The sequence below is a fragment of the Microbacterium aquilitoris genome, from assembly GCF_031932285.1.
In the GTDB taxonomy this organism is placed as follows: domain Bacteria; phylum Actinomycetota; class Actinomycetes; order Actinomycetales; family Microbacteriaceae; genus Microbacterium; species Microbacterium aquilitoris.
This window is the reverse complement of the sequence record NZ_JAUZVT010000001.1, coordinates 215,200-230,107: the sequence shown is the minus strand read 5'-3', so window position 1 is coordinate 230,107 and position 14,908 is coordinate 215,200. Positions and strand designations below refer to the sequence as shown.

Here is a 14,908-nt window from a genome sequence, read left to right as displayed (position 1 = left end):
CGCGCGCAGCACATCGATGACCGCCATCGGGCTGGTCGTCGTGGGTCTGTGCTGCCAAGAGGTGGGTGCCTCTCTCGCCGTCGTGCTGTTCCCTCAGGTCGGCCCGCTCGGCATGGTGATGCTGCGGCTGGTCTTCTCTGCCCTCATCCTCGGTCTCATCGCCCGCCCGTCGTGGCGGGGACGGACGCGCGCGGCGTGGGTGGGCGTCATCCAACTCGGTCTCGCCTTGGCCGTGATGAACGGGTTCTTCTACCTCGCCCTCGAACGGCTCCCCCTCGGGGTGACGGTGACGATCGAGGTGCTGGGGCCGCTCACTCTGTCGATCATCGCGAGTCGGCGGGCCTCGGCGTGGATCTGGGCGGGGCTCGCGCTCGTCGGCGTGCTCGCCCTCGGCGGCGGCGGGTTCGACCGCCTCGACCTGCTCGGTGTCGTGTTCGCTCTCGGGGCGGCGGTCACCTGGGCGCTCTACATCCTCGCGTCGGCCAAGGTCGGCGCGGCGTTCCCGAAGCTCGACGGACTCGCCTTCGCGATGGCCGTCGGGGCGGTGGTCTCGCTGCCGTTCGGCATCGTGGACGCAGGGTCGGCGCTCCTGCGCCTCGACCTCGTCGCGCTCGGGGCCGCCGTCGCGTTGCTGTCGTCGACGATCCCCTACGCCCTCGAGCTCATCGCGCTCCGGCGTCTTCCCGCGGCCGCGTTCGCGATCCTCATGGCGCTCGCCCCCGCGACGGCCGCACTCGCGGGCTTCCTCCTGCTCGGGCAGCACCTCACCGCGCTCGAACTCGTGGGCATCGCGCTCGTCATCGTCGCCTCGGTCGGCGCGGTCCGCTCCGCGGGTCGTGGTGTCGAGGACGTCGCCGAGCCGATCGGCTGAAACCCGTTCAGGCCACGTCGACGGGAGCGCGGACGGCGGCGAGGTAGCGCTCGACCACGACGGCGGCGACGGCCGCGTCGGGTGCCAACGGGGTCGTGACGGCGTCGGCGCCGGCCCGGGCGATGACGTCGGCGAAGAAGCCGGGGGCGAGGACATAGCTCGCGGCCACGACGCGGCGGGCTCCGGCATCCCGGGCCGCAGAGACGGCTGCGTCGATGCGCGTCCCTCCGCCCGCGGCGAAGCCCACGGACACCGGCGCGGCGACGCGTTCCCGCAGCAGATCGGCCATCGCGGCGACGTCGACGGATGCCGCCGGATCGCTCGACCCCGCGGCGGCGAGCACCACCGCATCGCCCGGTGCGAGGCCGACCTCGCGGAGCCGCGTCGCGAGCAGGTCGGCCAGAAGGGGATGCGGACCGAGCGCGGCGGTCGCGGTCGCGCGGTGCCCGGCATCCGTCACCGCGCGGGCGATGTCGACCTTGGTGTGAAAGCCGGTCGACAGGAGGAGGGGGACGACGATCGCGTCGCGCGGGGCGGTGGCGCGGACGACGTCGTCGATCTCGGGCTGCTGCACGTCGACGAACGCCTCCTCCACTGCTACGCCCGGAAGGAGCAGGCGCACGTTCTCGACGAGGTCGGAGATGGCGGCGCGACCGTCGAGTGAGCTGGTGCCGTGCGAGCAGGCGATGAGGACGGGTGTCATGGTGTCTCTCCCGGGGTGACGACATCGAGGCGGTACCCGCGTTTGACGACGGTGCGGATGAGGGTCGGGATGCCGAGGGCTTCCCGCGTGCGCGCGATCGCCACGTCGACGGCGTGGGTGCTGTCGCCGGTTCCCGACCGGGGGAGGGCTGCGGCGAGCTCGCCGCGCGAAACGACACCGCCTCGCGCGGCGAAGAGCAGGGCGAGGATGGCGGCGGACGTGGGTGACAGGGTGAGGAGCGCGCCGCCCAGGACAGCGGCGCCGCTGCGCAGCTCGAGTCGCCCGGCGGTGGTCTCCAGGGCAGGCGCGCCGCCACCCCCGAAGTGGGTGACGACGGCGCGCACGAGGGAGCCGAGGCGGCCCCGCTCGGCGATGAGCGGAGCTGCGCCGGCGTCGACGAGCGGACCCGCGGTGATCGGCCCGACCGCGGCGAGCAGGAGCGTGCCCGCCGTCGACCGGCGGACGATCGCCTCGAGCGCGCCTTCGCGACGGGCGGTCGCGAGCCACTCCGCGGCGCCGGGCGCGGAGGTGAAGAGGACGGCGTCGACGTCGCCCTGCGCGGTCTGGGTGACCGAGCGGGCGACGGCGGCCGCGTCGGGCGGTGGCCCCCAGCGGTAGACCGTCAGGCTGACGACGTCGGCGCCTGCGGCCGAGAAGAGCTCATCGAGCCCGTCTGCTCCCGACCCGTGGTGCTGCACGGCGACGCGGCGACCGGCGACGCCCTCTGCCAGCAGGAACGCCCCGAGTTCCTCGGAGGTCTCGGACTCAGCCACCCAGTCCGCGGTGAGACCGGCCTGCTGGATCGCCCCGCGTGCCTTCGGTCCGCGCGCGACGATCTGCGCACCCGCCAGGGCGGCGTGGAGTGCGCCCTGGAGCCCGGCCTCGTCGGCGGCCTCCATCCAGCCGCGGAATCCGACACCTGTGGTGGCGACGACGATGTCCGGCGGATCATCGATCAGCGCGCGCGTCGCGCCGATGAGCGCGTCATCGTCGATGTGCGACTCGATCGTCAGCGCGGGGGCGTGCCGCACCGTCGCCCCGTGCCGCTCCAGTGCGGACGCGAGCTCGGCGGACCGACGATCGACGGCGATGACGATCGTGCAGCCGCCGAGCGCGGCCGAGAGGGCGGGGCGGACGGTCGTCACCGAGGCGGTTCCCCCTTCCCCGCGGCGACGGGCGCGGGCAGCAGGAGCCCTGCGGCGGCGACGTCGCCCACCACGATGACGGCGGGATTGCTCACTCCCGCGGCCGCGGCATCCGTCACCGCGGCGGCGAGGGTCGTGCGGGTGGTCCGCTGGGTGGGCGTGTGGCCGCGTTCGACGATCGCGACGGGCCGATCCGCAGGGGCGCCGGCGGCGAGGGCGGCGGCCACGAGCTTCGGCAGGGCGGCGACCCCCATGAGCACGACCGTCGTGATCGTGTCGTCCGCGAGCGCGGCGCGGGTGGCGGGGGTGACGGGACCTTGGCCGATCGTCACGTGGAGTCCCGCGGCGGTGCCGCGGTGGGTGACCGGGATGCCGGCGGCTTGGGGGACCGAGACGACGCTCGTCAGCCCCGGCACGACCTCGACGGGCACGCCCGCGGCCAGGCACGCCGTGACCTCCTCGCCGCCGCGCCCGAAGACGAACGGGTCGCCGCCCTTCAGGCGCACGACGCGCTTGCCGGCCTTGGCGTGGGCGACGAGGAGGGCGTTGATCTCCTCCTGCGGAACCGGGTGGTTTCCGGGCGCCTTGCCGACGTCGATCACCTCGACGTCGGGGTCGAGCTCGACCAGGATGTCGGTGGGCCCGAGCCGGTCCGCGATCACGACGTCTGCCTCGGCGAGCAGGCGTCGACCGCGGACGGTCATGAGGTCGGCGGGGCCGGGACCTCCGCCGACGAGGTCCACGCGCCCGGCGGCCTTCCGGCGGCGACGGAGCGGCAGCATCCCGTCGCGCAGGGCCGCCCCGATCGCGTCACGCAGTCGAGCGGATCGGCGCGGGTCGACGCCGGCGTCGGAGGCGACCGCGACGATGACATCCCCCGAGCGGGTCTCGGCGGTGAGCCTCGCCGTCCCGTGAGCGCCGTCCGACGCGTTCACGCAGAACACGCGAGCCGCCTCGCACCACGCCGCGACCGTCGCATCGACGGATGCCTGGGCCGTCGCCGCGTGCACGAACCACGCCTCGGCGACGTCGCTCTCACGGGCGGTGCGCGCGATCCACGCGACCCTGCCGGCATCGACGTGCGCGCGCATCGCGTCGCCCAGCGCGGGAGCGACGACGGTCACGAGCGCGCCCTCGTCGAGGAATCGCCCGACGCGACGCCCGGCGACGGCGCCGCCGCCGACGAAGACGACGCTGCGGCCCGAGAAGGTGAGCCCGAGCATGGTGGTCATGACTGCTCCCCCCGCAGGTAGACGATGCCGTCCGCGACGGCGGCGGGCCATACGCGCAGGGTGTGCTGCTCTTTGCCGTTCGTCTCGAGGCAGACGCCCGTACGAAGGTCGAACACCTGCTTGTACATGGGCGACGCGACCGTGGGGACGTCCCCGCGGGTGCCCACGATGCCGCGCGAGATGACATGCGCGCCGCTGTAGGGGTCGAGGTTCTGCACGGCGTGCACGCGGCCGGCGTGGGTGAGGAACAGCGCGATCTGCGTGGCGCCGAGGAGGGCGGCCCGACCGCGCTCGGTCTCGAGGTCGGTCACCGCGCAGATCGCCGTCCAGCCCGCAGGTGGGGCCGCGGCATCCGTGTCGTGCGTCACCGTCGTCACCGCCGCACCTCCAGTGTCGTACCGGCGATGAGCACACCGGCGTCGCGGTCCTCGGGCGTCGCGGGGCGCGCCTGGCCGCGCTCGGCGGTGTACGCCAGCGACGGGTCGGGAGTCGTGGGTGCGTTGACGAACGAGGCGAACCGGCGGAGCTTCTCGGGGTCGTCGAGGGTCGCCTTCCACTCGTCCTCGTAGTTCTCGACGTGCCGGGCCATCGCGGCATCCAGGTCGGCGCAGATCCCGAGCGAGTCGTCGAAGATCACCCGGCGCAGCTCGTCGATGCCGCCCTCGAGGTCCTCGAACCAGGGGGCCGTGCGCTGCAGCCGGTCGGCGGTGAAGACGTAGTACATGAGGAAGCGGTCGATCGCCTGCAGCAGCCCGGCGTCGTCGAGGCCTTCCACCAGCAGCACCGCGTGGCGGGGCGTGAAACCGCCGTTGCCGCCGACGTACATGTTCCAGCCCGCCTCGGTCGCGATGACGCCGACGTCCTTGCCGCGGGCCTCGGCGCATTCGCGCGCGCACCCCGAGACACCGAGCTTGATCTTGTGCGGTGACCGCAGCCCCCGGTACCGCAACTCCAGCTGGACGGCCATGCCCACGGCATCCTGCACGCCGTACCGGCACCAGGTCGAGCCGACGCAGGACTTCACGGTGCGCAGGGACTTGCCGTAGGCGTGGCCCGACTCGAAACCCGCGTCGACGAGGCGCTTCCAGATCTCGGGCAGCTGCTCGAGGCGCGCACCGAACATGTCGATCCGCTGCCCGCCGGTGATCTTCGTGTACAGCCCGAAGTCCTGCGCCACCTGCCCGATCACGACGAGGCCCTCGGGGGTGATCTCGCCGCCGGCGATGCGGGGGACGACCGAGTAGCTGCCGTCCTTCTGCATGTTCGCCATGACGTGGTCGTTCGTGTCCTGCAGCGTCGCGTTCTCGCCGTCGAGCACGTGCCGACCGGTGAGGGTCGACAGGATGCTGGCGAGCACGGGCTTGCAGATGTCGCAGCCGCGCCCGGTGCCGAACCGCTCGATGACCGCGCTGAAGGTCGACAGCCCCGAGACGCGCACGGCGTCGAAGAGCTGACGGCGCGACATCGCGAAGTGCTCGCAGAGCGCACTGCTGAGGGGGGCGCCGGTCTTCGCGAGCTCGCTGCCGAGGAGCTTCGTGATCATGCCCACGCACGATCCGCAGGCCGCTCCCGCTTTCGTGCAGGCCTTGATCGCCTTCACGTCCGTGCAGCGCTCGTCATGGACGGCCGAGCGGATTCCGCCGGCCGTGACGCTGTTGCAAGAGCACACCAGCGCCTCGTCGGGCAGCTCGCCCGTCGGGGCGGCGACGCCGTCCTGCGGCATGAGGTACGCGACCGGATCGCCGCCGAGCGCGCCGCCGACGAGGGGGCGGAGCGAACCGTAGGCCGACGCGTCGCCGACCAGGATGCCGCCGAGCAGCGTCTTCGCGTCGTCCGAGAGGACCAGCTTCTTGTAGACCCCGGCGATCGGGTCGGCGTAGACCACGTCGAGTGCGCCGGGCGTCTCGGCGAACGCGTCGCCGAAGCTGGCGACGTCGACGCCCGAGAGCTTGAGCTTGGTCGAGACGTCGAAGCCCGCGAAGGACGCCTCGAGTCCGAGCAGCCGCGCGGCCGCCACCTCGGCCATGGCGTAGCCGGGTGCGACGAGCCCGACGCACTGGCCGCCGAAGCTCGCCACCTCACCGATCGCGAGGATGCGCGGGTCGGACGTGTCGCAGCCGCCGTCGATGACGACTCCGCCGCGCGGATCGACCGTGAGCCCGGCGGCGCGGGCGAGCTCGTCGCGGGGACGGACACCGACGGTGAACACGACGACGTCGGTGCGCTCCCACGAGCCGTCGCGGAACTCGAGGCCGATCACCTGGCCGCTGCGGTCGGCGTCGAGCCGCGTCGTCAGCGCCGAGGTCCGCACGCCGATCCCGCGCTGCTCGATGAGCCGACGCAAGGCGTCGCCGGCGGGCAGGTCGAGCTGCGCCGACATGAGGCGGTCCGAGGACTGGACGACGGTGCAGTCGACATCGAGTCCCTGCAGTGCGCCGGCTGCTTCGAGTCCGAGGAGCCCGCCGCCGATGACGGTTCCGGTGAGCCGGCGTCCGAGCTCGGCCGACCGGCGCTCGACGAAGCGCTCCAGCGCCTCGACGTCGTCGAGGGTGCGGTAGACGAAGCATCCCTCGTGGTCGTAGCCGTCCACCGCGAGCCGGGCGGCGTACGACCCGGTCGCCAAGACCAGCCGGTCGTAGCCGATGCGCTCGCCGCGGTCGGTGACGACCTCGGCGATGCCCCGGTCGATGCGGGTGACGGTCGCGCCCCGGACGAAGCGCACGCGCTCGTCGGCCAGGGGCGACGCGTCGAGTTCGAGGTCCTCTGCGGACGCGCCGGCGAAGAACGAGGTGAGGCCGACGCGGTCGTACGGATGCCGCGGCTCCTCGCCGATCACGGTGACCCGCCACGCCTCGTCGGTGCGGCTGAGCAGGCTCTCGACGAAACGATGGGCGACCATCCCGGCACCCACCACGACCACGTGGGGCGGGGTGGGGCCGGTGGAGCTCATGTCGCGACCGTAGGCGGACGACGTTGCAGCCGAGGTCCCGTCGTGTTGCGGGCTCTTTACGGGGCGGGCCACGGTCGTCACCGGACGGCGACGGGCGCGTCCGCCGCGGCGGCGCGGGCGGCATCCTCACGGCGCGAGGCGCGCACGCGGCGGGGGGCCGCGGGGCGTCCGTACGTGAAGAACAGCGGCAGTCCGACGAACAGCAGTCCGCCGACGAGGTTGCCGACCACCGTCGGGATCTCGTTCCAGATGAGGTAGTCGCCGATCGTGAAATCACCGCCCAGCAGCAGACCCGAGGGGAACAGGAACATGTTCACGATCGAGTGCTCGAAGCCCATGAAGAAGAAGAGCATGATCGGCATCCACATCGCGACGATCTTGCCGATGACGTCCTTCGAGACCATCGCGAGGACGACGCCGGTGGCGACCATGGCGTTGCAGAGGACCGCGCGGACGAACAGGGTCAGCATGCCGTTCGCCCCGTGCTCGGCATAGCCGACGGTGCGGCCTTCGCCGATGTGGCCGATCGCCTGTCCGACCTCGTTGGGCGGGGTGGAGAACCCGTTCGTGAAGACGATCGCCATCAGCACGGCGATCGCGAAGGCGCCGATGAAGTTGCCGAGGAACACGAGTCCCCAGTTCCGGAGGATGCCGCCGAGCGTGACACCCGGGCGCTTGTCGAGCCACGCCAGCGGGGCGAGCACGAACACGCCCGTCAGCAGGTCGTAGCCCAGCAGGTAGAGCATCACGAACCCGATCGGGAACAGCACGGCACCGAGGAGCGGACTGCCGGTGGTGACGCTGATCGTGACGGCGAAGGCGGCCGCCAGCGTGAGGATCGCGCCGCCCATGATCGATCGGATGAGGGTGTCGCGGGTGGAGAGCATGACCTTCGACGCGCCGGCGTCGATCACGGTCTGGACGAGCTCGGTGGGCTTGACGTACGTCATCGCAGAATCCCTTTCAGTCGTGGAGCCGGGTGTGAGGCTCGACGCTAAAGGGCGGGTGTTTCCCCCGATCGCGCGGGGATCGACCGCTTTGGTTACCTCTTCCTCTCAAACGAAGAGGTCGCGATGTGAGAAAGGAGGGGTCTCAGGCGTCGTCCGGCTCGTCGTGACCGACGGAACGGGCTTCGAGGTAGGCGCAGAGCTCGGCGGCGACCGCGAGCTCGACGGCCATGCCGTGGAGCTGATGGCTGTTGAGGATCGTCGTCTCGGGCTGCGGTTCGATCGTCACGCGCCACGGGGCACCGCCGATCTCGACGGGCTCCATCGAGATCGAGACGGATGCGTTCTCGAGAGGAACGATGACGAGCCCCGTGTCGCCGCCGTCGGAGCCGTCCTGCACGATGACCTTGATGCGGTCGCCCGCGCCGCGGGCATCGTGGAAGTCGGACACCCACGCCTCGAGGGTTTCTTTACTGCGGAACGGCATCGGGACTTCCCCTCGTGGTCGGGCGGGAGACTAGCGGATCCGAAGAAACAGTGCCACGGGAACTGGGCCGCTCCTCCCCATCACCTATTCTCGACCATGGCGTCGGATACGGCGCGAACGACAAGGAGTGGATGTGGCGGACGGCGAAGATCGAACCTCCGCTGCGGGTGAGTCGAAGACCGGATATTGGTACGACGAGGCCCCCGGCCACCGTGATCGAGCCCGTCGAGTGCTCGAGGCGCTCCGAACCTATCGAGCTGCCGAGGCGGCGATGAGGCGCCGGACGCGGGACTCCATGGCGATGGGGGAGAACGAGCTCCTCGCCCTGCGCTATCTCTTGCGTCAGCCCGACCATTCTGCGCGACCGGCTGAGCTCGTCAAGTACCTCGGTGTCACCTCGGCGTCGATCACCACGATGCTCGACCGGCTCGAGAAGACCGGACGCATCGAAAGGTTGGCGAATCCGACCGATCGTCGCAGCATCTTCGTGCGCGCGACTCCGCATGCGAACGAGGAGGTGCGCGAGACGCTCGGACGCATGCACGGACTCATGTACGACGTCGCCGTGGGCATGAGCCCAGAGGCGCAGGAGCATGTCGTGGAATTCCTCCGACAGATGTCGGACGCCGTCGACGGCGTCGACCCAGTGGTCACCGAGGAGACGGTCGACGCCTGACGATCGGGATGCTGTACCCGGCTCGGGGCGCCAGCGCAACACCCCCGGGCAAACGCGTATCACCGCGCATAGTGGGGGTATGAGATGCATCACCTACGCCGGCGAGACCGTGGTCACGACCGATGACGTGGCGGAGGCTCTCATCACCCTGACCGCCGCCGTCGCCGAACTCGGACGGGCGGATGCCGTGACGATCCCCATCGTCTTCGAGAAAAATCACGAGATCGGCGAGGCATCCCTCGTCATCGGCGTGGGGAACGACGTCCTGTCGGTGGCGACCGAATGGGAAGGTCCCGAGCCGGACTTCGCGTTCGCTGCGGCCCAGCTGCGCCACCATCCGCATTTCCCTCGCGAGGCCGAGAGCTCGGGCGAACAGGCCTACGAGATCGAACCCGACACCTACTGGGACCCCGACCTCGACGGTTTCGGATCCCGCTGAAACGTTTCGCGACACGACGACCCCGCGCCTCGGCGTGACTCTAGGCTGAGCCTGGTTCACGTCTGAGCGAAGGGGCTCTCCATGCCGGTGTCCGCGTCACCCGTCCCTGTGTCGCCGCTGTCCGAAGCGGTCTTCCTCTCGGCCGAGGCCGCTGAGGGCGTCGCCCCGAGGTTCACCGCGACCGTCCCGCTCACGGCGCTCCGCGACGACGTCGTCACCGCCACGCTGTGGGCGACCGCCCGGGGTGTGTACGAGGCCGAGGTCGACGGCGTGCCGGTGACGGACTCGGTGCTCAACCCCGGGTGGACCTCCTACGAATGGCGCCTGACGTACCAGCAGTTCGACGTCACGGATACGGTCCGCGGCGGGCACGATGACGTGCGGCTGACGCTGATCCTCGGCAACGGGTGGTGGCGTGGGCATCTCGGATTCGGCGACGCCGATGCGGACTACGGCGACGAGATCGCGGTCGCCGCGACCCTCGAGGTCGTCTATCGGGACGGGTCCGTGCAGCGGGTGTCGACATCGGATGCCTGGGGTGCCGCGGCATCCGATGTCACCCGCAACTCGCTCTACCGCGGTCAGAGCGTCGACGCTCGATTGCGCGAGGGCGGTGCCCCGCTGGCCGTGCGCACGAGCGAGATCGATCACGGCGTGCTCGCCCCGCAGACGTCGCCGCCGGTGCGGCGCCACGAGGCGGTTCCCGCGCAACGCGTCTGGCGCTCGCCGTCGGGTCGGACGCTCGTGGACTTCGGACAGAACCTCGTGGGATGGCTGAGATTCACCGTCCAGGGGTCGCGCGGCGACCTCATCCGCATCCGTCACGCGGAGGTGCTCGAGGACGGCGAGCTGGGTGTCCGGCCGCTGCGTTCGGCCGACGCGACCGACGAGTTCGTCCTCTCGGGCGGGGTCGACGCCTTCGAGCCGACGTTCACGTTCCACGGCTTCCGCTACGCGGAGGTCGAGGGGTGGCCCGGTGAGCTGCGCGCCGCCGATCTGGAGGCCGTCGTGGTCCACTCCGAGATGGCTCGCACGGGTCGGTTCTCGTGCTCCGATCCGCTCGTCACCCGGCTCGTCGACAACTCGGTGTGGAGCCAACGCGGCAACTTCCTGAGCGTCCCGACCGACTGCCCGCAGCGGGACGAGCGGTTGGGGTGGACCGGCGATATCGCGGCGTTCGCGGCATCCGCGTCGTTCTCCTTCGACACCGCGGACTTCCTCGACAGCTGGCTGCAGGACCTGCGGCTCGAGACCGAGCACGCCCCCGACGGCGCCGTGCCGTTCGTCGTGCCGGCCGTTCTGAAGTACGCGAACTTCCCCGCGGGTCACCTGAGCGAATGGGCCGGTCCGACCGCGATCTGGGGGGATGCGGCGGTGTGGGTTCCGCAGGCGCTGTGGCAGGCCTACGGAGATGCCGATCGCCTCGCGGCGCACTACCCGGCCATGGCGATGCACCTGTCGTCGATCGAGCCGCTGATCTCGGAGCGGGGCCTTTGGGAGCGCGGCAACCAGTTCGGCGACTGGCTCGACCCCGACGCGCCTCCCGAGGATCCCGCCGCCGCGAAGGCGGATGCCGCGGTCGTCGCCACGGCGTGCCTGTACCGGTCGGCCTCGTTCGCCGCCGAGGCGGCCGCCGTCCTCGGGAACGATGCCGAGGCGCACCGCTGGCGCGGCCTCGCCGCGCGCACGCGGGACGCGTTCGTCCGCCATTACGTCGACGACGACGGCATCGTCCGGTCGGATTGCGCGACCGTCTATGCCCTCGCGATCACGTTCGGCGTCCTCGAGGGCGACCTGCGGAGCCGGGCCGCCGCGCGCCTCGCCGAGATCGTCCGCGAGTCAGGATTCCGGGTGACGACCGGGTTCGCCGGCACGCCGTACGTGACGTGGGCACTCTCCGAGACCGGGCACGTCGACGAGGCGTACCGGCTGCTGCTCGAGAAGGAGTGTCCGTCCTGGCTCTACCCGATCACGATGGGCGCGACGACCGTGTGGGAGCGCTGGGACTCGATGCTTCCCGATGGCTCGATCAACCCCGGCGAGATGACGAGCTTCAACCACTACGCTCTCGGCGCCGTCGTGGACTGGATCCACCAGGTGGTGGGCGGGCTTCGGCCTGCCGCCCCCGGCTACGCCCGCGTGCGCGTCGAGCCTCGGCCCGGGCCGGGCATCGAGTGGGCCGAGACCTCGCTGCGCACCCGGCAGGGGGAGGTCAGCGTCGCGTGGCGGGTCGCATCGGGCGAGCTCACCGTCGAGGTCGCGCTCCCCGATGACGTGCCGGCCGAGGTCGTCCTCCCCGACGGGCGGACGGTCGAGGTCCGCGGCGGAGGACACGTCTTCACGAGCACGCTCTGACCCGCGGTGCTTCCGATGAGACTCATCAGAGGGCGGGCGTAGCGTTTCCCGTGAGGGATGCCCCGACCCGAGGCATCCGTCTATCGATCAGCAAGGAGACCCCATGCCTACTGTCGCCGCTTACGCCGCGCCGTCCGCGACCGACCCGCTCGTCCGCACGACGATCGAGCGCCGCGAGACGGGACCCCGCGACGTCCTCATCGCGATCCGCTACGCCGGGATCTGCCACTCCGACATCCACCTCGTCCGCGGCGACTGGGGTCCGGTGACCTACCCGCAGGTCGTCGGCCACGAGATCGCCGGCGAGATCGTCGAGGTCGGCTCCGAGGTCACGGACTTCGCCGTCGGCGACCGGGTCGGCGTCGGCTGCATGGTCAACTCCTGCCGCGAGTGCGAGAACTGCCTCGCCGGCATGGAGAACTACTGCCTGAACAGAAACACCCAGACCTACGGGTCGGTCGACCGCGACGGCACGATCACCCAGGGCGGGTACTCGACGCACGTGGTCGTCGACCAGGACTTCGTCCTGCGCATCCCCGAGGCGCTCCCGTACGAGTCGGTCGCGCCGCTGCTGTGCGCCGGCATCACGACGTACTCGCCGCTCGCGCACTGGAAGGTCGGCGCCGGCTCCAAGGTCGCCGTCGTGGGCATGGGCGGGCTCGGACACCTCGCCGTCAAGATCGCCACCGCCATGGGTGCGGAGGTCACGGTCCTGTCGCAGAGCCTGTCGAAGCAGGAGGACGGCAAGCGGTTCGGCGCGACGCACTACTACGCCACGAGCGACGCGTCGACGTTCACGACCCTCGCCAACACGTTCGACCTCATCATCAACACCGTGAGCGCGCCGCTGAAGCTCGAGGACTACCTGCGTCTGCTGCGCCTGGACGGCACGATGGTCAACGTCGGCGCACCGTCCGAGCCCCTGTCGCTGCGCGTATTCACCCTGTTCGGCAACCGCCGCTCGTTCGCCGGCTCGAACATCGGATCGATCGCCGAGACCCAGGAGATGCTCGACTTCTGCGCCGCGCACGGCATCGCTCCCGAGACCGAGCTGATCGGTGCGGACGAGATCAACGACGCTTACGAGCGCGTGCTGCGCTCCGACGTCCGCTACCGCTTCGTGATCGACATCGAGACGCTGAAGGACTGAGTTCGGATACCCGACGGGACGGCGTCGTCCGGGGGTGTTACCCTCACGACAGAGCACGACGTCGTCCCGCCGGGGGCACCGGCACGCCGTCGCGCCAGGAAGACGAACACATGCCGTACCGCAGTCGCGAAACCTTGCAGCTCTGGTTGGACGAGTTCGTCGCCGCGCGGCAGGACGGGGACCTCATCAAGGTCGTCATCCAAGACGACTCGTGGGGGGATGACGGGGGTCTCGTCGTCGTTCCGCTGCGGAACGCGTCGACGACGGTCTACGTCCGCCCTCCGATGAACGACGATGCGCGCTGGCGCGTCGTCTTCGAGCCTCAGCTCGACGAGGTCGCGCTGTCGGCGGAGGAGACCGCCGCGCTCGTCGCGGAACTCGGGACCGCCGCGGATCTGTGCGGCTACCTCGAGGTGCGCTCGGTCGCCCACATCGAGGCGTCGCCGACCGCCTGACATGCAGGGGCGGCTCCGCCCCGCACGAGCGTCCTCGCGGGGGCGGAGCAGTGTCGTCAGTGGGCGGAGTAGCCGCCGTCGACGAGGTGGTAGCTGCCCGAGATGAAGGATGCCTCGTCGCTCAGCAGGAAGAGCGTGAGCGCTGCGACCTCGGCATCCGTTCCGAGTCGGCCGGCGGCGTGCTCCTTCTCGAGGGCCGACAGTGCGTCACCCGAGAGGCTCGCGCGCACGAGCGGGGTGTCGATGAAGCCCGGGCCGACCGCGTTCGTGCGCACACCCTGAGCCGTGTACTCGAGGGCCGCCACCTTTGTGAGGCCGACGAGGGCGTGCTTGCTGGCGACATAGGCCGCGTTCTGCGCGAGGCCGACCGAGCCGAGCACCGACGCCATGTTGACGACCGCGCCGCCGCCGGCAGCCACGATCGCGGGCAGCTGGAACCGCAGCCCGTAGAAGACGCCATCGAGGTCGACTGCGCGAACTCGGTCCCACGCCTCGATGTCGTAGTCGCCGATGTTCTGCGGGGCGGCGCCGATGCCGGCGTTGTTGACCGCGAGGTGCAAGGCGCCGTAGGTGTCCTGCGCGTAGCGGACGGCCGTCTCGGAGTCCTGCCATTTCGCCGTGTTCTGAGCGAACGCGGATGCGGTGCCCCCGGCATCCGTGATCTGCGTCACGACCTTCTCGGCCGCGTCGAGCTTGATGTCGGTGACCACCACCGACGCGCCTTCGGCCGCGAGCTTGCGGGCGATCTCCGCGCCGATGCCGCTGCCGCCGCCGGTGACCAGTGCCGTCTTGCCGTCGAACCGTGCCATTGCGTTACCTCTTTTCGCAGGCCTGACGCCGTGACTCTCGCGGCCGGTGCCATGCATCTGAATACAACGGATGCCCGGCGTTGGCATTCCTGCCCAGCGCGGAAAAGTGGGTATCAGAGGTACTGGTCCCGCGCGGCTCGCCGGATCGAGTGATCGCGGATGTCATCCCAGTCGAGCACCACGACGCCGTGCTGGCCCACGGGGTCCGCGCAACGGTCGAGAAGGCGCTCCGTCAGCGCCGGGACGTCCCCGCACTCGCTGACATCCAGGAACGTGACCTCGACGTCCCGCGCATTGTCGCGCTCCAGTTCCGCGTGGACACGCGCACCCAGCGCGGACGCGATCCGGTCGAACGCCAGCGCGTGTCGTGGCGCGAGAGTCACCGCGAACACGACCTGTCGCACCCCGACATGCCGCTTCGTCTCGACAGCCGCCAGGGTCGCGAGCGCTCGCAGACGATCCTTGCCCGTCACGCGGGAGTAGTCGCGCAGATCGGCGAAGGCGACGACCGCGCGCGGGCGGCTCACCTCCTCGCCGTCGAGGGGTCGGCGGGCGGTGATCCCGCGGGCGACAGCGGTGTCCGTGTCGCCGAGTGTCACTACGGGGTGTTCCATCACTGGCTTTCGTTCGAAGGGAACGGTCGAGCGACCGCTGCCGACCAGACTTCCCGGCTCACCATTTCTCGTGCG

The 14,908-nt window shown here is 70.9% G+C and carries 15 protein-coding genes; 6 read left to right on the top strand and 9 right to left on the bottom strand.

Annotated elements, in window-relative coordinates; all coding sequences use genetic code 11:
• Positions 1–16 precede the first annotated feature (16 nt).
• Positions 17–871 (top strand): EamA family transporter, encoded by an 855-nt coding sequence (locus Q9S78_RS01070; protein ID WP_311868324.1) that lies wholly within the window; start codon positions 17–19, stop codon positions 869–871.
• Between the two features lie 7 nt (positions 872–878).
• Here Q9S78_RS01070 and Q9S78_RS01065 read toward each other — a convergent pair whose 3' ends face one another.
• The 7 genes from Q9S78_RS01065 to Q9S78_RS01035 all read right to left on the bottom strand — a co-directional run bounded on the left by Q9S78_RS01065 (position 879) and on the right by Q9S78_RS01035 (position 8,335).
• The gene (locus Q9S78_RS01065; RefSeq protein WP_018187636.1) at positions 879–1,574 is read right to left on the bottom strand and encodes a sirohydrochlorin chelatase; all 696 of its coding nucleotides are present in this window, start codon (positions 1,572–1,574) and stop codon (positions 879–881) included.
• Positions 1,571–2,719 (bottom strand): uroporphyrinogen-III synthase, encoded by a 1,149-nt coding sequence (locus Q9S78_RS01060; RefSeq protein WP_020098440.1) that lies wholly within the window; start codon positions 2,717–2,719, stop codon positions 1,571–1,573. The genes Q9S78_RS01065 and Q9S78_RS01060 overlap by 4 nt, the downstream gene beginning before the upstream one ends.
• Positions 2,716–3,951 carry a uroporphyrinogen-III C-methyltransferase gene (gene cobA, locus Q9S78_RS01055; RefSeq protein ID WP_311868321.1) on the bottom strand — a complete coding sequence of 412 codons (1,236 nt, stop codon included), beginning with the start codon at positions 3,949–3,951 and terminating at the stop codon, positions 2,716–2,718. Before cobA ends, Q9S78_RS01060 begins: the two co-directional genes overlap by 4 nt.
• Positions 3,948–4,328 (bottom strand): nitrite reductase small subunit NirD, encoded by a 381-nt coding sequence (gene nirD, locus Q9S78_RS01050; RefSeq protein WP_018187633.1) that lies wholly within the window; start codon positions 4,326–4,328, stop codon positions 3,948–3,950. Before nirD ends, cobA begins: the two co-directional genes overlap by 4 nt.
• Positions 4,325–6,901 carry a nitrite reductase large subunit NirB gene (gene nirB, locus Q9S78_RS01045; protein ID WP_311868315.1) on the bottom strand — a complete coding sequence of 859 codons (2,577 nt, stop codon included), beginning with the start codon at positions 6,899–6,901 and terminating at the stop codon, positions 4,325–4,327. Before nirB ends, nirD begins: the two co-directional genes overlap by 4 nt.
• Positions 6,902–6,978: 77 nt before the next feature.
• Positions 6,979–7,851 carry a formate/nitrite transporter family protein gene (locus Q9S78_RS01040; RefSeq protein WP_018187631.1) on the bottom strand — a complete coding sequence of 291 codons (873 nt, stop codon included), beginning with the start codon at positions 7,849–7,851 and terminating at the stop codon, positions 6,979–6,981.
• Between the two features lie 142 nt (positions 7,852–7,993).
• Complete coding sequence (locus Q9S78_RS01035) at positions 7,994–8,335, bottom strand: hypothetical protein (RefSeq protein WP_020098443.1); 342 nt, start codon at positions 8,333–8,335, stop codon at positions 7,994–7,996.
• Positions 8,336–8,630: 295 nt separating this feature from the next.
• Between Q9S78_RS01035 and Q9S78_RS01030 the strand changes: the two genes are divergently transcribed.
• From Q9S78_RS01030 to Q9S78_RS01010, 5 genes are all read left to right on the top strand, one after another.
• Positions 8,631–9,011 (top strand): MarR family winged helix-turn-helix transcriptional regulator, encoded by a 381-nt coding sequence (locus Q9S78_RS01030; protein ID WP_311858238.1) that lies wholly within the window; start codon positions 8,631–8,633, stop codon positions 9,009–9,011.
• Positions 9,012–9,090: 79 nt separating this feature from the next.
• Entirely contained in the window at positions 9,091–9,450 is a 360-nt protein-coding gene (locus Q9S78_RS01025; protein ID WP_020098445.1) for a hypothetical protein, read from the top strand.
• 81 nt (positions 9,451–9,531) lie between these two features.
• The gene (locus Q9S78_RS01020) at positions 9,532–11,805 is read left to right on the top strand and encodes an alpha-L-rhamnosidase (protein ID WP_311868311.1); all 2,274 of its coding nucleotides are present in this window, start codon (positions 9,532–9,534) and stop codon (positions 11,803–11,805) included.
• A 103-nt stretch (positions 11,806–11,908) separates the two neighbouring features.
• Complete coding sequence (locus Q9S78_RS01015) at positions 11,909–12,955, top strand: NAD(P)-dependent alcohol dehydrogenase (RefSeq protein ID WP_311868309.1); 1,047 nt, start codon at positions 11,909–11,911, stop codon at positions 12,953–12,955.
• A 110-nt stretch (positions 12,956–13,065) separates the two neighbouring features.
• Positions 13,066–13,410, top strand: coding sequence for a hypothetical protein (locus tag Q9S78_RS01010; protein ID WP_311858233.1), 345 nt, complete (start codon positions 13,066–13,068; stop codon positions 13,408–13,410).
• Positions 13,411–13,466: 56 nt separating this feature from the next.
• On the opposite strand, the gene Q9S78_RS01005 is transcribed toward Q9S78_RS01010, so the two are convergent.
• Positions 13,467–14,219 (bottom strand): SDR family oxidoreductase, encoded by a 753-nt coding sequence (locus Q9S78_RS01005; RefSeq protein WP_116227682.1) that lies wholly within the window; start codon positions 14,217–14,219, stop codon positions 13,467–13,469.
• 113 nt (positions 14,220–14,332) lie between these two features.
• Positions 14,333–14,833, bottom strand: a complete 501-nt coding sequence (locus tag Q9S78_RS01000; RefSeq protein WP_311858230.1) for a hypothetical protein — start codon at positions 14,831–14,833, stop codon at positions 14,333–14,335.
• Positions 14,834–14,908 lie beyond the last annotated feature (75 nt).